This is a genomic window from Micromonospora sp. WMMD1076 (assembly GCF_029581475.1).
Taxonomy (GTDB): Bacteria; Actinomycetota; Actinomycetes; order Mycobacteriales; family Micromonosporaceae; genus Micromonospora; species Micromonospora aurantiaca.
On record NZ_CP120862.1, the window covers coordinates 5,324,241 to 5,342,625 of the forward strand.

Annotated in this window: 22 protein-coding genes; 7 read left to right on the forward strand and 15 right to left on the reverse strand. The window is 72.5% G+C overall.

Annotated elements, in window-relative coordinates; genetic code table 11:
- Window positions 1–46: 46 nt before the first annotated feature.
- Window positions 47–436, reverse strand: a complete 390-nt coding sequence (locus tag O7622_RS23865; protein WP_282310432.1) for a hypothetical protein — start codon at window positions 434–436, stop codon at window positions 47–49.
- A 40-nt stretch (window positions 437–476) separates the two neighbouring features.
- Entirely contained in the window at window positions 477–1,292 is an 816-nt protein-coding gene (locus O7622_RS23870; RefSeq protein WP_282310433.1) for a hypothetical protein, read from the reverse strand.
- On the opposite strand from O7622_RS23870, the gene O7622_RS23875 reads away from it, so the two are divergent.
- The gene (locus O7622_RS23875) at window positions 1,291–1,482 is read left to right on the forward strand and encodes a hypothetical protein (protein ID WP_139135452.1); all 192 of its coding nucleotides are present in this window, start codon (window positions 1,291–1,293) and stop codon (window positions 1,480–1,482) included. The two genes, O7622_RS23870 and O7622_RS23875, sit on opposite strands and share 2 nt — an antisense overlap.
- Window positions 1,483–1,588: 106 nt before the next feature.
- The gene (locus O7622_RS23880; protein ID WP_282310434.1) at window positions 1,589–1,750 is read left to right on the forward strand and encodes a hypothetical protein; all 162 of its coding nucleotides are present in this window, start codon (window positions 1,589–1,591) and stop codon (window positions 1,748–1,750) included.
- A gap of 515 nt (window positions 1,751–2,265) precedes the next feature.
- Here O7622_RS23880 and O7622_RS23885 read toward each other — a convergent pair.
- A complete protein-coding gene (locus tag O7622_RS23885; RefSeq protein WP_282310435.1) occupies window positions 2,266–2,919 on the reverse strand; it encodes a DedA family protein in 654 nt (217 codons plus the stop codon).
- Between the two features lie 23 nt (window positions 2,920–2,942).
- Window positions 2,943–3,299: a VOC family protein gene (locus tag O7622_RS23890; protein ID WP_282310436.1), complete on the reverse strand. Its 357-nt coding sequence runs from the start codon at window positions 3,297–3,299 to the stop codon at window positions 2,943–2,945.
- A 155-nt stretch (window positions 3,300–3,454) separates the two neighbouring features.
- On the opposite strand from O7622_RS23890, the gene O7622_RS23895 reads away from it, so the two are divergent.
- Window positions 3,455–6,310, forward strand: coding sequence for an aconitate hydratase (locus O7622_RS23895; RefSeq protein ID WP_282310437.1), 2,856 nt, complete (start codon window positions 3,455–3,457; stop codon window positions 6,308–6,310).
- Window positions 6,311–6,376: 66 nt separating this feature from the next.
- On the opposite strand, the gene O7622_RS23900 is transcribed toward O7622_RS23895, so the two are convergent.
- A complete protein-coding gene (locus tag O7622_RS23900; RefSeq protein WP_013287403.1) occupies window positions 6,377–6,691 on the reverse strand; it encodes a hypothetical protein in 315 nt (104 codons plus the stop codon).
- An 88-nt stretch (window positions 6,692–6,779) separates the two neighbouring features.
- Here O7622_RS23900 and O7622_RS23905 point away from each other — a divergent pair, with 88 nt between their 5' ends.
- Window positions 6,780–7,547, forward strand: a complete 768-nt coding sequence (locus O7622_RS23905; protein ID WP_282310438.1) for a DUF5753 domain-containing protein — start codon at window positions 6,780–6,782, stop codon at window positions 7,545–7,547.
- Window positions 7,538–7,723: a DUF397 domain-containing protein gene (locus tag O7622_RS23910; protein ID WP_013287405.1), complete on the forward strand. Its 186-nt coding sequence runs from the start codon at window positions 7,538–7,540 to the stop codon at window positions 7,721–7,723. Before O7622_RS23905 ends, O7622_RS23910 begins: the two co-directional genes overlap by 10 nt.
- Window positions 7,724–7,806: 83 nt before the next feature.
- On the opposite strand, the gene O7622_RS23915 is transcribed toward O7622_RS23910, so the two are convergent.
- Window positions 7,807–7,932 carry a hypothetical protein gene (locus O7622_RS23915; protein ID WP_282310439.1) on the reverse strand — a complete coding sequence of 42 codons (126 nt, stop codon included), beginning with the start codon at window positions 7,930–7,932 and terminating at the stop codon, window positions 7,807–7,809.
- Between the two features lie 271 nt (window positions 7,933–8,203).
- Here O7622_RS23915 and O7622_RS23920 point away from each other — a divergent pair, with 271 nt between their 5' ends.
- Window positions 8,204–9,163, forward strand: coding sequence for a hypothetical protein (locus O7622_RS23920; RefSeq protein ID WP_282310440.1), 960 nt, complete (start codon window positions 8,204–8,206; stop codon window positions 9,161–9,163).
- A 67-nt stretch (window positions 9,164–9,230) separates the two neighbouring features.
- A complete protein-coding gene (locus O7622_RS23925) occupies window positions 9,231–9,437 on the forward strand; it encodes a hypothetical protein (protein ID WP_282310441.1) in 207 nt (68 codons plus the stop codon).
- A gap of 141 nt (window positions 9,438–9,578) precedes the next feature.
- On the opposite strand, the gene O7622_RS23930 is transcribed toward O7622_RS23925, so the two are convergent.
- From O7622_RS23930 to O7622_RS23970, 9 genes are all read right to left on the reverse strand, one after another.
- Complete coding sequence (locus O7622_RS23930; protein ID WP_282310442.1) at window positions 9,579–9,809, reverse strand: hypothetical protein; 231 nt, start codon at window positions 9,807–9,809, stop codon at window positions 9,579–9,581.
- A gap of 223 nt (window positions 9,810–10,032) precedes the next feature.
- Entirely contained in the window at window positions 10,033–10,512 is a 480-nt protein-coding gene (locus O7622_RS23935; protein WP_282310443.1) for a GNAT family N-acetyltransferase, read from the reverse strand.
- Window positions 10,513–10,539: 27 nt separating this feature from the next.
- Window positions 10,540–11,148 carry an ATP/GTP-binding protein gene (locus O7622_RS23940; RefSeq protein WP_013287415.1) on the reverse strand — a complete coding sequence of 203 codons (609 nt, stop codon included), beginning with the start codon at window positions 11,146–11,148 and terminating at the stop codon, window positions 10,540–10,542.
- A complete protein-coding gene (locus O7622_RS23945; RefSeq protein ID WP_013287416.1) occupies window positions 11,129–11,518 on the reverse strand; it encodes a DUF742 domain-containing protein in 390 nt (129 codons plus the stop codon). The genes O7622_RS23940 and O7622_RS23945 overlap by 20 nt, the downstream gene beginning before the upstream one ends.
- Window positions 11,515–11,940, reverse strand: a complete 426-nt coding sequence (locus O7622_RS23950; protein ID WP_013287417.1) for a roadblock/LC7 domain-containing protein — start codon at window positions 11,938–11,940, stop codon at window positions 11,515–11,517. The genes O7622_RS23945 and O7622_RS23950 overlap by 4 nt, the downstream gene beginning before the upstream one ends.
- 66 nt (window positions 11,941–12,006) lie before the next feature.
- On the reverse strand, window positions 12,007–14,490 hold the full coding sequence (locus tag O7622_RS23955) for a nitrate- and nitrite sensing domain-containing protein (protein ID WP_282310444.1): 2,484 nt from the start codon (window positions 14,488–14,490) through the stop codon (window positions 12,007–12,009).
- A gap of 80 nt (window positions 14,491–14,570) precedes the next feature.
- Entirely contained in the window at window positions 14,571–16,130 is a 1,560-nt protein-coding gene (locus tag O7622_RS23960; RefSeq protein WP_282310445.1) for a prenyltransferase/squalene oxidase repeat-containing protein, read from the reverse strand.
- Window positions 16,127–17,002, reverse strand: coding sequence for a terpene synthase family protein (locus O7622_RS23965; protein ID WP_282310446.1), 876 nt, complete (start codon window positions 17,000–17,002; stop codon window positions 16,127–16,129). Before O7622_RS23965 ends, O7622_RS23960 begins: the two co-directional genes overlap by 4 nt.
- A complete protein-coding gene (locus O7622_RS23970; protein WP_282314205.1) occupies window positions 16,999–18,336 on the reverse strand; it encodes a cytochrome P450 in 1,338 nt (445 codons plus the stop codon). Before O7622_RS23970 ends, O7622_RS23965 begins: the two co-directional genes overlap by 4 nt.
- Window positions 18,337–18,385 lie beyond the last annotated feature (49 nt).

Here is an 18,385-nt window from a genome sequence, read left to right on the forward strand (position 1 = left end):
GTGCGGCGGCCGGCCCGCGTGGCCGGCCGCCGCACCACGACGAAGATCAGGCGGTACGGATGACCGTGCAGATCACCGGGCCGTCCTCGGTGGTGCGCAGCAGATAGCGGTAGCGCTCGCCGGGCACCGCGCCGCCCTGGCTGTCCAGGAACTCCCAGCGCACCGCCACCTCGGTGAGCAGCGCCGAGATCTGCTGCACGTCCTCGATCTGCGCGTTCGCGGCGACGAGTTCCCGCTCCTGGTAGTCGGGGGTGGCGCCGACGAAGCTGAGCGCCACCGCCGCGGGCGAGGTGAACGAGAAGCTGTAGGTGTCGGCGACCACCAGCCCGGGCAGGGCGTAGCAGCCGGCGATGGCCGGCACGTCGGCGGTGGTCAGTGCCACGCCGTACCGGTCGAAGAAGTCGGTGAGCGTGTCGAGGTCGGTGGAAGCCGTCACGACGCTCCTCATTACCGGCGCGCCCCGGCGGCAAACCTGGTCAGCGCGGCGGGATCCGCACCTCGATCTCGGCACCGAGGTGCGCGCCGCCGTTGAGGGCCAGGTCGTCGCCGCTCCAGAACCGCCCCGGGTCGTACCAGTTGGGCCGTCGCCCGGCGGGCAGCAGGTCCATCGCCTCGTAGGTCACCGCGACCACCTCGGCGCAGTACGCCGTCTCCAGTGCCGCGGCGTTCTCCCTGCCGGTGTCGCCGGTCCTGCTCGTGTCGCCGGTCTCGCCCCTGCGCCCGGCCTCGTCCCGGTCGCCGATCTCTCCCCTGTCGCCGGTCTTGCCCAGGATGCCGATCTGGTCCCTGTCGCCGGTCCTGCTCGTGTCGCCGGTCTCGCCCCTGTCGCCGGTCTTGCCCAGGCGGCCGCCGAGGCTCAGGCGACGCGGGTGCGGCAGCCGGCCCCGGGCCCACCGCCAGGCGAGTTGCGCGGTGGACGGGAACGGCGTCCCATCCAGACGAGCCACTGTACGCAGCACCGCCTCCTCCATCGCCGTGTCGGCCGGCGGTTCGAGCTGGCGTAGCCAGCCCCGCTGGCCGTACCGGTTGCCCCAGACGCAGACCGCGTCCCGCAGGTCGTGCAGCTGCACGCCGCGCTGGTGGGTGCCGGTCCACATGTCCGGCAGCGAACGGCCCAGCTCGGCGTGCCACATCAGCGGCGGCATGTCATCGAGCACCACGGCCATGCCCACGTGGTTCACCGGGCTGTTAGTGGTGAGCTGGATGGCCCGGTCGGGCACGCTGCGTCCGCGGAACACCCACAGATCGCCGGTGCGGGTCAGCTCCACGGCCTCGTCCAGGCTGATGCTCATGGAGGACTACCCTATGCGGATGCGGCAACGGATGCGGTGGTGGAAGGTGCTCGGTCTCGCGGGTCTCGCGGGCGTCGCGGCGACCGGAGTGGTGGTGGCGCGGGCCGAGCGGCGGCGCCGGGCGTACACCCCGGAGGAGATCCGGGACCGGCTGCGCGAACGGCACGCCAAGGCGTCTTCGTCGTCCTGACCGGACAGTCGCGGGCGGCTGATGCTCCTACCATCGCCATGATGGGAACCGTTCTCTGGCAGAGCCCGTTCGTCCTCGATCCCCCACCCGCGGTATCCCGCTGTGCGTGGTGGACGTACCCAACGGACAGCACGGGTTCGACGCGCTGGACCACACCGAGAAGTCCCGCGCCGCCGTCCGCGCGCCCCGCTCACCGCCCCTGACCGCGCCCGCCCGTCGGCACGCGCCCGCCCCGTCGATCATGAAGTTGGCGGCGTTTCCTGTCTGATTTGTCGCCGTCAACTTCATGATCGACGCTGCGAAGTGGTCGGGTCGGGTGCGGCCGGCCGAGATCTTGGTAGGAAACAGCCCCCAGGGGCCTTTTCCTACCAAGATCTCGTGCGCCTTCGGCGCTGCGCGACATCACGTCCCCGGTCCGCTGGGCATCCCGCCCATCCGGTCCGCCGCGCCCCGCCCTGCTCGCCGGCCCGCTCACCCGCATCGGTGACCAAGGAGTTGATCAAGGAGTTTGTGTCACCTGCGGGGCCGCTGCAGGACACGAACTCCTTGATCAACCGGGCGAGGGCGGGGCGGGCGGCCCAAGGGCAGGCGGGGCCGGGCGAGGGCGGGCGGCGCAAGGGCGAGTGCCGGGCCGGGCGAGAGCGGGGCCGGGTGAGAGCGGGCAGCGCAGCGGCGTGGGCGGGCGGCGCAACGGCTCGGGCGGGCGGCGCAGCGGCTCGGGCGGGCGGCGCAGCGGCGCGGGCGGGCCGGGCGCGGGTGAGGGGGAAGGCGCTGGGGCGGCGGTCAGCGGTCGGCGGCGGGGACCGGTGTGGACTGGTCGGGGGGCTCGGGCACGTGCAGGCGCTTGGCTCGGCGGCGCAGCCACGCGGTGCTGACCACACCGGCCAGCACGGCCAGCACCAGCCCGGCCCAGGAGATGTCCTTGAGCCAGTGCTCGGCGGCCTGCCCGAGGTAGAACAGCAGGTAGGTGGTGCCGAACGCCCACACCAGCCCGCCTGCGGCGTTCGCGACCAGGAACCGGCGGTACGGCACGCGCAGCGCACCGGCGAGCGGCCCGGCGAGGATGCGCAGCAGCGCGACGAACCGCCCGAAGAACACGGCCCAGACGCCGTGCCGGGCGAAGCTCAGCTCGGCGCGGGCCAGGTGTGCCGGGCCGAGGTGTTTCGGGAAGCGCCGGCCGAGCCGTTCCAGCAGTGGACGGCCGCCGCGCCGGCCCACGGCGTACCCGATGGAGTCGCCGAGGATGGCGCCGGTGGCCGCGGCGGCGGCCACCCACTCGGGCCCGACGGCGCCCGTGGCGGCGAGCAGGGCGGCGCTGACCAGCACGATCTCGCCGGGCAGCGGGATGCCCATGCTCTCCACGCCGATCACCCCGCCCACGAGCAGGCAGATCAGGGCCGGCGGGAGCGCGGCGAGCCAGTGCTGTACGTCGACCACCCGCCGACCCTACCCGCGCCGGGTCAGCCCGCGGGGGCCAGGAACTCCAGCCGGTTGCCGTGCGGGTCGTACGTGTGGAACCGCCGCATGCCGGGAACCTCGTCGTCGCCCCAGGTCACCGTGTGTCCGGCGGCGTCGAGGCGGGCGGCCAGCTCGTCCAGGTCGGTGCGCAGCAGCGCGGGGTGCGCCTTGCGGGCCGGGTGGAAGTCGTCCTCGACGCCCAGGTGCAGTTCGGCGTCGTACCCGGTGAACCAGCAGCCACCGCGGGCGGCGAGGGCCGGGGGTTTGGGCTTCTCGGTGAGGCCGAGCAGGCCCGCGTAGAAGGAGCGGGACGCGTCCTCGGAGCCGCGAGGGCAGGCGAGCAGGACGTGATGGATCATGGTGGTACCTCCTCGTCCCGCAGCGTGCCACGAGGTTGCACGAATAGCAAGACGGACGTACGGTTTGTAGAGGCCGACGCAGGTAAGTGTTGCCTAAGCACGGCAGCGCCCCGGTCGGTGCGACAAACTGCTCAGGACTACTCACGGTCGCTGGTGTGAAGGAGTACGACGTGGCGAGCCTCGACACCTTCGGTGCGAAGACCCAGCTACGCGTCGGAGACGCGAGCTACGAGATTTTCAGGATCGACAAGGTGGAGGGCCACGAGCGGCTGCCCTACAGCTTGAAGATCCTGCTGGAGAACCTGCTGCGGACCGAGGACGGCGCGAACATCACCGCCGACCACATCCAGCAGCTCGGCGCGTGGGACGCCACCGCCGACCCGAGCGTGGAGATCCAGTTCACCCCGGCCCGGGTGCTGATGCAGGACTTCACCGGCGTGCCCTGCGTGGTCGACCTGGCCACCATGCGCGAGGCGGTCCGTGACCTGGGCGGCGACGCCACCAAGGTCAACCCGCTGGCCCCGGCCGAGCTGGTCATCGACCACTCGGTCATCGCCGACCTGTTCGGCCGCGAGGACGCCTTCGAGCGCAACGTCGAGCTGGAGTACGAGCGCAACAAGGAGCGCTACCAGTTCCTGCGCTGGGGCCAGACCGCGTTCAACGAGTTCAAGGTCGTCCCGCCGGGCACCGGCATCGTGCACCAGGTCAACATCGAGTACCTGGCCCGCACGATCATGGAGCGCAACGGCCAGGCGTACCCGGACACGGTCGTCGGCACCGACTCGCACACCACCATGGTCAACGGCCTGGGCGTGCTGGGCTGGGGCGTCGGCGGCATCGAGGCCGAGGCCGCGATGCTCGGCCAGCCGGTCAGCATGCTGATCCCCCGTGTGGTCGGCTTCAAGCTCTCCGGCGAGATGCCGGCCGGCACCACCGCCACCGACCTGGTGCTGACCATCACCGAGATGCTGCGCAAGCACGGCGTGGTCGGCAAGTTCGTCGAGTTCTACGGCCCGGGCGTGAGCGCGGTGCCGCTGGCCAACCGCGCCACCATCGGCAACATGTCGCCGGAGTACGGCTCGACCGTGGCGATCTTCCCGATCGACGCCGAGACCGTCCGCTACCTGGAGCTGACCGGCCGCGACGCGTCTCAGGTGGCGCTGGTCGAGGCGTACGCCAAGGAGCAGGGCCTCTGGCACGACCCGGAGCGCGAGCCGGAGTACTCCGAGCGCCTGGAGCTGGACCTCGGCACCATCGAGCCGTCGCTGGCCGGCCCGAAGCGCCCGCAGGACCGGGTGCCGCTGGGCAGCGCCAAGACGCTGTTCCGTGCCGCGCTCAGCGATTACGTGGCAGCCGACGAGACCGGTGGCGACCCGGGCCGCAAGCCGGGCGTGCCGCAGCAGGAGAAGCCGTTCGGCGCCGACGGCCCGGCCGACGAGGCGTCGGCCGAGTCGTTCCCGGCCAGCGACTCCCCCGCCAACGGCGTGAACGACCCGGCGGACGCGCCGCGCGACCTGGATACCGCCGCGGTGGGCGCGGGCGGCCGGGCCAGCAATCCGGTACGCGTGACCGGCGCCGACGGCGTCGAGTACGAGCTGGACCACGGCGCCGTGGTGATCGCGGCGATCACCTCCTGCACCAACACCTCGAACCCGCAGGTGATGATCGGCGCCGCGCTGCTGGCCCGCAACGCGGTGGAGAAGGGCCTGGCCCGCAAGCCGTGGGTGAAGACCACCCTGGCGCCGGGCTCGAAGGTCGTCATGGACTACTACGACCGCGCCGGCCTCACCCCGTACCTGGAGAAGCTCGGCTTCAACCTGGTCGGCTACGGCTGCACCACCTGCATCGGCAACTCCGGCCCGCTGCCGGAGGAGGTCTCCGCCGCCGTCAACGACGGTGACCTCGCGGTCGTGTCGGTGCTGTCCGGCAACCGGAACTTCGAGGGCCGGATCAACCCGGACGTCAAGATGAACTACCTGGCGTCCCCGCCGCTGGTGGTCGCGTACGCGCTCGCCGGCACGATGGACATCGACCTGGCGAACGAGCCGATCGGCGAGGACGCCCAGGGCAACCCGGTGTTCCTGCGGGAGATCTGGCCGAACAGCGCCGAGATCCAGGACGTCATCGCCTCGGCGATCGGCGCCACCGGTTTTAGCGCCGCGTACGCCGACGTGTTCGCCGGTGACGAGCGCTGGCAGTCGCTGCCGACCCCGACCGGTGACACGTTCTCCTGGGCCGGCGACTCCACCTACGTGCGCAAGCCCCCGTACTTCGAGGGCATGCAGCAGCAGCCGACCCCGGTGCAGGACATCGCCGGCGCTCGGGTGCTGGCCAAGCTGGGCGACTCGGTGACCACCGACCACATCTCCCCGGCCGGTTCGATCAAGGCGGACTCCCCCGCCGGCAAGTACCTGGCCGAGCACGGCGTGGCCCGCCACGAGTTCAACTCGTACGGCTCCCGCCGCGGCAACCACGAGGTGATGATCCGGGGCACGTTCGCCAACATCCGGCTGCGCAACCAGCTCGTCCCGGGTGTGGAGGGCGGCTTCACCGTCAACCACCTGACCGGCGAGCAGACCTCGATCTACGACGCCTCGATGGCGTACCAGGAGGCGGGCGTTCCGCTGGTCATCCTGGCCGGCAAGGAGTACGGCTCGGGCTCGTCGCGCGACTGGGCGGCCAAGGGCACGATGCTGCTGGGCGTGAAGGCGGTCATCGCCGAGTCGTACGAGCGGATCCACCGCTCGAACCTGATCGGCATGGGCGTGCTGCCGTTGCAGTTCCCGGGCGGCGAGACCGCCGAGTCGCTGGGCCTCACCGGCACCGAGACGTTCTCGATCAGCGGCGTCACCGCGCTGAACGACGGCGATACCCCGCGCACGGTGAAGGTCACCACCGACACCGGCGTGGAGTTCGACGCCGTGGTCCGGATCGACACCCCGGGTGAGGCGGACTACTACCGGCACGGCGGCATCCTGCAGTACGTGCTGCGCCGCATGATCGCCGCCTGAGTTCCCAGGTAAGGAAGGGCCCCTTATTAACAGACGTCTGTTAATAAGGGGCCCTTCCTTACCTGCTCAGCGGAGGCGGAGCGCGACGGCGCGTGCCTCGGAGTCGGTGAGCGGCAGGAACCACAGGAAGCGCCGCACGATCGCGATCGGGTCCGGGCCGTCGGGGCGGCCGCGCAGGTCGCGGATGGCCTGCCGGGTGAGCCGGGAGAACTCGGGGATCATCGTGGCGCGGCGGGCCGCGTCGGTGGGCGCGGCCCGCAGGGTCGGGCACGGCCAGGGCTCACCGCAGCGGTCGCAGCGCCAGGCCGGACCGCACGCGCGGTGGCCGGTGAGCGGCAGCACCACCCGGGGGTACGCCGATGTCGGTGTCGGTTCGGTCATGCCTCCACCGTGCCGAGGGTGCCCACACAATCACACAGCGTTGGGTAATCTCCTTCGGACGATTCTTTTGCTCCGGGGAGGAACGGGCATGAACCATGCCTTCGTCACCGCGCTGGCCGGTGCCGGTCACACCGCCGAGAGCCTGGCGGAACGGCTCGGCCTGCACCCGAAGACGGTGGCCCGGTGGGCGAACCCCGGGCACATCCCGCAGAGCCGGCACCGCGCGACGGCTGCGAACCTGCTGGGCCAGCCGATCGAGGCGCTCTGGCCGGACGCGATCCGCCGCCGCGAGCCGGTCTGGTTCCGTCCGTGGGTGGACATCGAGCGCGAGGCAGTCGCGCTGCGTACGTTCGAGCTGGCCTGGGTGCCGGGCCTGTTGCAGACCGAGGCGTACGCCCGGGCCACGTTCCTCGGCCAGCCACTGACCGGCGACGAGATCACCGACCTGGTCACCGCCCGGCTGGACCGGCAGGGCGTCCTCACCCGGCCGCGCGGGCCACTGTACGTCGCGGTGCTCGACGAGCAGGTGCTGCGCCGCGCCGCCGCCGGTGACCGGGCGCTGATGGCCGAGCAGGTGACCCACCTGCTCACTTGCGCCGAGCTGCCGAACGTGCAGCTCCACGTGGTGCCCCTCGACACGCCGACCTATCCCGGGCTGGACGGGCCGTTCGTCATAGCGGAGCTGCGCGACGGCAACCGGGTGGCGCATGTGGACAGCCAGGCCCGCGCGCAGATCATCGAGCAGCCCTCGGAGATTGCTACCCTGGAGCGTCGGTGGGAACGCATCAGGGGCGAGGCGCTGCCCCGCGCGCGGACCCTGGAACTGTTGAGGGAAGTTGCGGCGGCATGGATCTGAGCGGCGCGCGGTGGCGCAAGAGCACCCGCAGCGGCGGCAACGGCGGCAACTGCGTCGAGGTCGCCGGCAACCTGCCCGGCGTGGTCGGCGTCCGCGACTCGAAGGACCCGGCCGGTCCGGTGCTCACCTTCACCCCGGCCGCGTGGACCCGGTTCGTGACGTCGACCCGGCGCTGAGCCCGGTCAGGTCAGGCGCGCGGCGTACACGCGCACCGGATCCCCCGATTCGGACGGATCCAGTCCAGCGCCTCCGCCCGGATCTACGGTCGCGGGTAGTAGCGCATCACGACCGGGTCGCCGAGAATGGCGGCCATGTCGCCGAGGTCGTCGACGGTCATCTCGGCGAAGGTCAGTCGTTCGGTGGCGGGCGGCGGATCAGCAGTCATCGTGGTCCCGGTCCCTTCGTCACGGCTCCGAGGCCGGACGCCGCTCACGAACCGGCGGCAACGAACGACCCGCTGAAGCCGGCACCCCACTCATTACGAAATTGCGATTCGATGATGTCCCTCGCCCCCGATCGCACATCCGACACTGCCGACAATCGACGTCCATGATTCGTTGACACGCTCCGAATCCCGTCGATACGTTGCCGATATCGCGATGAACAACGGGGGCGCTCCAGTTTCGATCCGGGAATCGAACACTGGGAAGGATTTCATGAAGACGACGATCAGACTTCTGGCCCTGCCGGCCCTGATCCTGCCAGCGGTCCTCGCCGGCACTCCGGCACTGGCCGACACCGCCGCAGGCACGGCCGCTCCGGCCGCTGTCACATCGATCGAGCGCAAGGCGGGGTCGTCCTCGCAGGCCAGGGCCTACTGGACGGCCGAGCGCATGGCGGCGGCCACTCCGGCCGACGAGGTGGAGAAGTCCGCCGGCCCGGTCACCCAGAGCCCCACGGCGGAGCGGGTGCGGCGCTTCGCGGAGGCGGTGGCGCCGAAGGACGGCAGCGGCTTCGGCACCCAGCTCAACGAGTCGATCACGGTGGGAAAGATCTTCTACACCAGCTCGACCGACGGCCTGGGCCACTACTGCTCGGCGAGCGTGGTGAACAGCCCGGCGCGCAACATGGTCTTCACCGCCGCGCACTGCGTGCACGACGGGCCGGGCCGGGACTGGCACACCGCGAACTGGATGTTCGTGCCGTCGTACCGCAACGGCGCACAGCCGTACGGCACCTGGGACTGGTCCACGCTGGCGGTGCCCAGCGGCTGGATCAGCACCCGCGAGCGGCAGTACGACGTGGCGGTCGCGCTCGTCTACGGCAGCCGGTCGATCGTGGATGCGGTCGGCGCGAACGGGCTGCTCACCGGCGGTGGCCGGGCGTACCACTACGACATCTTCGGCTACCCGAGCAACAAGGACAGCGGCGAGATCCAGTGGGTCTGCTCGGGCACGTCGAGGGACGCGGGCAGCAACCGGATCGAGATGAACTGCGGCTTCGGGGGCGGTTCGAGCGGCGGCCCGTGGTATTACAGCTACGACAACACCACCAGACGTGGTGACGTGCACGGGGTGATGAGCTACTCGAGCGGCTCGAACACGAACGGCTCGCCGTACTTCTCCGCCGCGGTGGTGGGGACGCTCTACAACACGTACGCGAACGACACCTGGTGACCGACGGTCCGCCTGGTGTGCCAACCGGCGCACCAGGCGGACCGGCACCCGGCCCGGAGGAGGCGACATGTCACATCGTGTGCTGCTCGGCGCGGCCGCCGTCGCGGCGCTCGCCGTCGCCGCGGCCGTCGTGGTCCTCGCGGCGCGCGACGGCGGCGCGGGGCGACCGGCGCCGCCCGGCCCGTTGGTCGCGACGCACAATCCGAGCCCGGGTGCCACCGACCCGTCCGAATACTGGACGAGGGAACGAATGCGGGACGCGATCGGCGACTGATTCACCGAAATGCGTTCGCCGGATTGCGTTCGCCGGATTGCGTGGGCCGGCGCACCGGTCCGCCGAATTGCGTCTCGCTCACGATCAGCGGCCGAGCCGGGCGCAATTCCCATTTCCGCGGGCGTGAGTGCCGGCGAGCGTTCACGGAACTGTGTCGGAGTAGACCTCGACGTCGTAGAGCAGTCGCACGCTGCGACGCCCGTTGGTGATGCCGACGAAGACCGGGTCACCGGCCGGGGTGCGGCCCTGGCGCCACACCTGCTCCCGGGCCACCTCCCGCGACTCGTGATGGACGCCGCCGTCGCGATGCAGGTGCAGGACGCGGCGGGCCGTGGTCGGGTCGCTGTCGAGGTGGACTCGCAGCAGAGGCATGGCGTGTCCTCCTTGCAACCCGGTGATGTGGTGCCGACGAGCGGCGCTCACCACGGGATCGTGCCCGCGTCCTCGACGTAGCCGCCAACACCACCTCGGTAGCGCGCGGCGGCTGGGCATCGGGTGGAGGTGCTGCCGTCCGGCATCGGTGAGCAGGAAGCACAGCCGGTCCCGGACGCCGGTCGGGCTGGTCCGCACCGCCACCCGTCTGTGAGGACCGGCGCTAGGACAGATCCTTGCGCATCTGCTGGGTGACCACCCGGTAGCCGGACGTCTCGTACAGCTTGCGTGCCGTCTCGTTGGCGCCGAAGACGTTCAGCTCCAGCGCCTGGGCGCCGTGCTCCCGGGCCGCCCGTTCCCCGGCCGCGAGCAGCGCCCGCCCGAGGCCCCGGCCCCGGTGCCCGGCGGCCACCTCGATGTCGTAGAGGAACGCGCAGTCGGCGAGACCGCGCGGGTGGGTCAGGCCGATCCACAGCCGGCCGACGGGTGAGCCGTCTGCCAGCTCGCCGACCAGGAACAGCATGCCGGGCGTGGCCATGCCCTGCGGCAGGAAGGCGGCGCTGGCCTCCCGGGCCCGGTCGAGCGCCTCCTCGGGCGTCCAGTTGCCGGCCGTGACGTGCTCCCGCGCGTACCCGGCGGCCAGCTCGTCCTGCCATCTGTCGAACTCGTCCGGGTTCATCCCCCGGACCGTCACCTCGGTCATCCCACTCCCCCGTCGACGTGTGACCGCTCAGTCCTCGGCGGCGCGGCGGCGCGCCTCCCGCAGCTTCATGGCGTGCTCCAGCAGCGTGATCAGCACCTCCTTGGCCGACTCCCGCTTGCGCGCGTCGCACAGCACCACCGGTACGCCCGGGTCCAGGTCGAGCGCGGCCTGCACCTCGTCCAGACGGAACGTCTTGGCGCCCTCGAAGCAGTTGACCGCCACCACGAAGGGCGTGCCGCGCCCCTCGAAGTAGTCGATCGACGGGAAGCAGTCGGCCAACCGGCGGGTGTCGGCGAGCACCACGGCGCCGAGCGCGCCGAGCGCCAGCTCGTCCCAGACGAACCAGAACCGGTCCTGCCCGGGCGTGCCGAACAGGTAGAGCACCAGGTCGTCGCTGATGGTGATGCGGCCGAAGTCCATCGCCACGGTGGTGGTCGACTTCTCCTCGATGCCGGACAGGTCGTCGATGCCGATCCCGGTCTCGGTCAGCACCTCCTCGGTGCGCAGCGGCCGGGTCTCGCTGACCGCGCCGACCATTGTGGTCTTGCCGACGCCGAACCCGCCCGCGATCAGGATCTTGATCGCGGTGGGCAGCGGCGCGGCGCCCGCCGGCCGCTCAGAGCGCCCGTAGTCCATTGATTACCGCCTCGAAAACGTGCTCGTCGGGAAGGCCGGCGGTGGTCGCGCGCGGCTCGCGTACCTGAACCAGGCTGCGGGCGGCCAGGTCTCCGAGGAGGACCCGGACCGTGCCCACCGGCAGGTCGAGATGGGCGGCGATCTCGGCCACGGAGAGGATCCGCTGGCAGAGGCCGACGATCGCCACGTGCTCCGGGCCCAGCCCGGACTCCGACCCGACATCGGTGCGGGTCGAGGTGACCAGCGAGATCAGGTCGAACGTGCCGGTGACCGGGCGGGCCCGGCCCCCGGTCACCGCGTACGGGCGCACCACCGGGCCGGCGTGGTCGTCCACCCACTCCTGCTCCGCGGAGTCCCCCCGGCCGGTCATCGCGCCGCGTTCTCGCCGAGGGGCTGTTCCCGGGTCGGTGACGCGACGAACCGGCCGACCCGGGTGACGAGCATGGCCATCTCGTACGCGATCAGGCCGACGTCCGCGTCCTCCGAGGCCAGCACCGCCAGGCAGGCGTTACGCCCGGCCGCGGTGACGAACAGGAAGGAGGACTGCATCTCGATGATGGTCTGCTGTACGTGCCCGCCACCGAACCGCTTGCCCGCGCCGCGGGCCAGGCTCTGGATGCCCGCCGCCATCGCCGCCAGGTGCTCGCCGTCGTCCCGGCTCAATCCGCGGGACGAGGCCATCAACAGTCCGTCGGTGGAGAGCGCCACGGCGTGCTCCGCCTGCTTGACCCGGCCGACCAGGTCATCCAGCAGCCACGTCAGATCCGCGCTCGAAGCCGTCTTCTGCGCCACTCGTCGTCCTCATCTTCCCGGCTGGTGTGCCGTCAGCTTCCGGTTTCCGTCGCGTCGACGTCCCGGTCAGGTAACCTGCTCGTCCGCGTCGGCCGGCCCACCGCCGGCCCCCTGCGCTCCGCCGAGCAGGCGCGCGGCGTCGGTACGGCCGCGTCGGGTGCCGCTCTGGTAGGAGCTCATCATCCGGCGCACCTGCTCCGGTGCACGCGCCGTGTCGTCGCCGTCGTCGTCGTCCGCCGCGGTCTGGTCGTGCCGCAGCTCCGGCACGAGGCTGGCCTGGCGTACCCGGACCGGCAGTCCCGCGTCGGTGACCGGCGCCGTCTCCGCCTCGGTCTCCGGCTCCGTCGCCGGCGACGCCTCTGCCGCGTCCGTCGTGGCGGCGGGCCGCCGCTCCACCACTGCCAGCTCCGTGGTCGGCCCCGCCACCGCGGGCTGCCGCTTGCGGGTACGCGCCGGCAGCCCGGACGGGGTCAGCCGAGGTGCCTGCGTCACCGGCTCCGGCACCTGCGGGGCGGGCTCGGCCGGCTGGTCCGGTTCGGCGGCGCCGTCCGGGCCGGACGGGGTCGCCGGTCCGTCGCCGTCGCCCGCCGGCGTGCTCCGCACCGGGTCCGGCGCGGGCGCCGCGGGCAGGGCCGTCCCGGGTGCGGGAAGGGCGTCGGCCGCGTCGGCGCCGTCGGCGGTGATCAGTTCACGCGGGATCAGCACCACAGCCGTCGTCCCGCCGTACGCGGACTCCTTGAGCTGCACCTTGACGCCATGCCGCTCGGTGAGCCGGCTGACCACGAACAGGCCGAGCCGGGCGGCGTCGGCGAGATTCAGCTCGGACCGGTCCACGATGCGCGCGTTGGCGGCGGCCAGTTCGTCGGCGCTCATGCCGAGGCCGCGGTCCTCGATCTCGATGGCGAAGCCGTTCGCCACGAGCTGACCGCGTACCTCCACAGTGGTCTGCGGCGGGGAGAACGAGAGTCCGTTCTCGATCAGCTCGGCCAGCAGGTGGATCACGTCACCGACGGCGCGGCCGGTGAGCGACACCTCGCCGAGCGGGCGCACGGTGACCCGGGTGTAGTCCTCGACCTCGGCGACCGCGCCGCGCACCACGTCGACCATGGGGACGTTGCGCCGCCAGGCCCGGCCCGGCGTCGAGCCGGAGAGCACGATCAGGTTCTCCGCGTTGCGCCGCATCCGGGTGGCCAGGTGGTCGACCCGGAACAGGTCCTCCAGCTCCTCGGCGTCGTGCTCGCGCCGTTCCATCGCGTCCAGCAGCGTGAGCTGCCGGTGCACGAGCGCCTGGGTGCGCCGGGCCAGGCTCAGGAACACGTCGCGGACGCTGCGGCGCAGCTCGGCCTGCTCGACGGCGGTCCGGACGGCGGTCTCCTGCACGACGTTGAACGCCTTGCCCACCTGGCCGATCTCGTCGTCGCCGAACTGCAGGGGTGGCGCCTCGCGGGCGACGTCCACCTCCTCGCCGCGGCCCAGCCGGTCCACCACGCTCGGCAGGCGTTCGTGGGCCAGCTTGAAGGCGGCCTCGCGGAGCCGTTCGAGCTGGCGGACGAGTGCCCGGGCCGTGGTGATCGAGACGACCACGGAGGCGATGACGGCGATCAGGCCGAGACCGGCGGCGAGCACCAGCCGCACGATGACGCCCACCGCGACCGGCGTGGCCCGGGACACGATGTCCTCACCGCCGGCGAGGATGACCTCGCGCAGGTCGGCCATCGCCTTCTCGGTGGCGGCCTGCCAGGCCGTGGCGGTCACCGGCGGGCGCACCTCGGCGCCCTTGGCCGCGAGCACCTGGTCCTGGAGCGTGCGGAGCTGCTGGAACGCGTCGCCCTCGACCATCCGGTCGAAGCGGGCGCGGTCGCCGGGGGCGAGTTCGCGGGCGGTGCGGTCGGCGAGGAACCACTGCGCGCCGACCAGGCGGGCGAACGCGGTCTGCTCGCCGACGGTGATCCGGTTGGCCGCGATCGCGCCGGTGAGCAGCGCGTCCTGTTGGGACAGCAGTTCCCGGGACCGGTTGAGGTCGATGAGCGCGGCGGTGTCCTTGGCGATCTCGTCGTCGTCGAGGCCGCCGAGGGCGTCGAAGACCGCGAAGATCCCGTCGACCGCCTCGTCGTACGCGATCAGCGTGGTGGTCCGGTCGATGGTCTTGCGGCTGACGTCGGCGCGTACCTGGCCGAGCTGGTCCAGCTCGACCTTGAGCTCGTCGAGCCGCTGCATCAGCTCCTCGCTGGCCGGGATCTCGGTGCGCCAGTCCCGCACCGAGCGCCACAACGCGCCGGCGGTCTCGTCGGTACGCGCGCGCTGGGCCTCCAGCTCCTGCAACCGGCCCGGGTCGGACTCGCCGAGGTAGCGCAGCGACAGCCGCCGCTCGGCCTGCAGCTCCTGCAGCAGCGGGTCGCTCGGTTCGAAGACGCGCGCGTTGAGCGTCTGCACGCCGAGCAGGTTGAATCCGTCCCGTACGGTCACCCATGCGGCGAACGCCCAGAGCGCGGTCAGCGACGCCAGCAGCGCGATGATCTTCGTACGGAGATTCGTACTGCGGGAACCCATCACACCGTCCTGGCCCGGTCTTCGGTCGGTCCGAAATCCGATCGACTCCGGCGCACGCTAGCAGCCGTCGTGAACCTCATTCAAGCGATCCTGATCATGGTAGGTGCGGCCCCGGTCCGGGTCGCCCCGGCACGGCCGGAGGCCGCCAGCACCGCGGCGCGCACGATCCGCGTCGGGCGGTAGAGGTCCTTGTCGTGCCATAGTGCCGGTTCGCCGTCGCATCCGTCCAGCTCGGACAGTCGGCGGCGCCCCCGCGCCAGCGCCGACGTGATCCGGGCGTCGCCGGGCCGGCCCGCGTCGGCCAGGGCGAGCACCGCGTACGCGGTCTCCTCGGCGGTGCCGTCCCACCGCCCCCAGGAGCCGTCCGGGCGCTGCGTGTCCAGCAGCCAGGCCACCCCCCGCTCGACCGCGGCGCGCGCCGCGCCGTCCGGCGCGTGGTCGGCGAGCGCCAGCAGCACCGCGTAGGTGGCGTAGTACGGCGAGGCGTGCCAGCGGTCCTCCCACCGCCCGTCCGGCTCCTGCCGGTCCAGCAGCCACCCGGTGACCCGGCGCCGGGCGCCGGTGACGCCGGGCGCGCTCGGTTGCTCGCCGAGGGCGTCGAGCACGTGCGCGTTCGTGGTCAGCGACGTCCCGTCCTCCCCCGGCCAGGTGCAGAAGTGCCGTCCGGTGTCGAACCCGGCCAGCGGCGCGACACCTGGCGCGCGGCCCAGCCGGGCCAGCGCGAAGAGCGTGACCGCCGTGGTGTCGGCATCGGTGGGCAGGCCGGGCGCGGTGGCCGCACCGGCCGGTCCGACAGCGGCGCGCAGCTCGGTCAGCACCGGTTCGGGCGCGCCGACCGGCACACCGGCCCGGACCAGGATGCCGAGCACCCAGGCCCGTTCGAACACGGTGATCGGGCTCGCGCAGGGCACCGGACCGGGCCGGGCGACAGCGTTCAGGTAGTCCAGTGCCGGTCCGGGCTCCGGCCCGCCCAGCCAGGCGGCGGTCGCGGCGGGTGAGGCACCGACCGCGCCGCTGGCCGAGGGACGCACCCCGGGCGCGCGGTACGCCAGCTCGCCCGCCACCTCCAGCGCGTGCGCCAGCTTCTCCGGTACCGGTCTCCCGGTGGCGAGCAGTCCGCGTACCCCGGTCAGGCGGGCCGGGTCGAGACCGGCCGGCAGCGGCAGGCGGGGCCGGCCGGCCCACTCGGCCAGCCCGGGTGGCGGCCCGGCCGGGCCGTCGAGGTGCCGGTCCACGGCGGCCAGCAGCGTCGGCACGATCAGGTCGGTGGCCGGCAGGTCCGGCGGGGCGCCGGCGCGCAGCGCGCCGGTCAGGTACGCCAGCCCTCGGTGCGCGGCGCCGGCGGGCGCGGCGGCCGGGCCGTCGCGATGCAGCACCGTCAGCAGCGCCTCGACTGCGCTCAGCGTCGGCACCAGCGCGTACCCGCCGGCACCGCCCCACCCGCCGTCCGGACGCTGCCGGTCCAGCAGCCAGGCCACACGCCGGTCGTGGCCGTCGAGCCAGGGCGCGAGCGCGACCAGCCGACCGGTCTCGTAGACCGAGGGTGACGTCTGCCCCTCCGGTTCGCCGCCGAGCGCCGTGATCAGGTCGTGCGTGGTCCCGGACCGGGTGGCGGGCACCGATCCGGCGGTGAGCGTCACCGCACACCCCAGAAGTCGGTGTTCCGGTAGAAGCCGGTGGTGAAACCGAGCTGCCGGGACAGGAAGTCGGCCTCCCGCGGCACCTCGCCGGCCAGCTTCGCCAGCAGGACGCGGCAGTGGTCGACCTGCTCGGCGAAGCGCCGCTCGACCTCGGCCGGGTCGTCCACCAGCAGCAGCGCGTTGAGGTCGCCGGACTCGGCGTCGCGGCGGTGGGTGCCGAGGTCGTTGACCAGGCGCAGAGCCCGCTGGACCTCGTCGCCGACCTCGATCAGCCGGGCCAGCGTGGCGGCGTCGGACACCGATCCGGTGTGGATCCAGTGCGCCACGTTCACCACTGTGGCGGCGAGGTTGTCGGCGTTGGCGAGGTAGTCGGCGAGCGTGGGGCGGCCGGTGTGCCGCCAGTCCCACTCGCGGGCCATCGCGCCGAGCATACGGGCCGTCGCGTCGCGCCAGAGGCCGCGCAGCGCCGGGTAGGCGGGCGCGGCGGCGACGTCGTCGCGCAGATCGGTGAGGAACCGGCCCAGCGGGTCGGCGGACTCGCCGCCGTCGAGCACGTCCAGGCAGACGGCGGTGATCCGGTCGACCTCGGCCCGGCTGGTGGCCTGGTGGTCGACCAGCCAGTCGACGGCGAAGCCCCAGAGCACCGCACGGTTCGTCACCGCCAGTTCGGCGGCGGTGTGCCAGGGGGCGCTGAACGCCATCGCCTGCGCGATGCTGCTGAACAGCGTCGCGTCGAACGGGTCGCCGGGGAACAGCTCGGGGTGCGCGGCGGCGGCCTTGCGCAGGCCGCGCTGGCCCTGCGCGGCGAGCGCGCAGACCCGGCCCTGCTCAGCGGCGACGGCAAGCGGATCGGGTGCCGGCCCGCCGGTCATGCCGGCTCCGTCCGCCCGGCGGCGACGAGCGTCAGCTCGACGCGTTCGCGCGGCCGCAGCGCCGCGGCCAGCCGCAGTCCGGGTACGCCGGGGCGGTGCAGCCGGAACCGGTAGCGGCTGAGCATGGTGGCGAGGATGAGCTGGGCCTCCAGGTAGAACAGGTACATGCCGAGGCACTGGTGCGGCCCGCCGCCGAACGGGAAGTGGGCGTACCGGTGGCGGGCCCGGACCCGCTCGGGGCGGAACCGCTCCGGGTCGAACTCGTCCGGGCGGTCCCAGAACTGCCGCATCCGCTGGGTGATCAGCGGGCTGACCGCCATCGTGGCGCCGGGCTCGATCGGCACGCCGTCGATGACGTCCCCGGCGACCGCGCGGCGCGGGATGATCCACCCGATCGGGTAGAGCCGCAGCAACTCGTCCAGCACCATCCGGGTGTACGTGAGGCGGCTCAGGTGCTCGCGGCGTACCGGCTCGCCGCCGACCACCTCGTCGATCTCGGCGTAGAGCCGCCCGGCCACCTCGGGGTGCTGGTCCAGGTGCGGCCAGACCCAGGTCAGCACGTTGATGGTGGTCTCGGTGGTGGCGGCGAACATCGCCACGGTGTCGTTGCGGACCTGCCGCTCGTCGAGTTGCCGCCCGTCGTCGGTGCGGGCCTGCCAGAGCGTCGAGATGACGTCGTCGCCCTGGTCGGCGGACTCGCGCGTCTCGCGGACGATCGGCACCAGCACGTCGTCGACGATGCGGACGGCGCGGGCGAACGTGCGGTCCCCCGGCATCGGCAGGGACAGCGGCGCGAACGGCACGATGATCCGGGGGATGACGGCGGTGGCGATCCGGTCCTGCGCCTCGATCACGCGCATCGCGTCCGGCACCGAGATCCGGTCGGCGAAGAGCACCTTCATGATCGCCCGGCTGACGATCCGCGCCTGCTCCACGCCGATGTCGACCGGCTGCCCGGCGCGGGCCGGCTCGTCCAGTTCCCCGACGGCGTCGCGGATCGCGTCGGCCATCCCGTTGACCAGCGCCTCCACCCGCTTGGCGGTGAACATCGGCTGGAGCATCCGCCGGCTGGCCGACCAGATCTGCCCCTCGCCGAGGATCCCCTCGCCGAACAGCCGCTTGACCGGGCGCCAGAACAGCCCGTCACCGGCCCGCTCGTAGTTGTCGGCCCGGTCGCGCAGGACGTGCTGCACGTGCTTGGGGTGGGTGACCAGGTAGGGGCGGAACGAGCCGAGGTTGAGCCGGACCAGGTCGCCTTCGGTACGGTTACCGATGTCGATGAGGGCCCGGGCGGGGTCGCGGAGCACCGCCGGCAGGATCTGCCGCAGCGGCACGGTTCGGGGTCGGCCGGTGGGCCTCGGTGTGTCCGCTGGTTCGGGCACC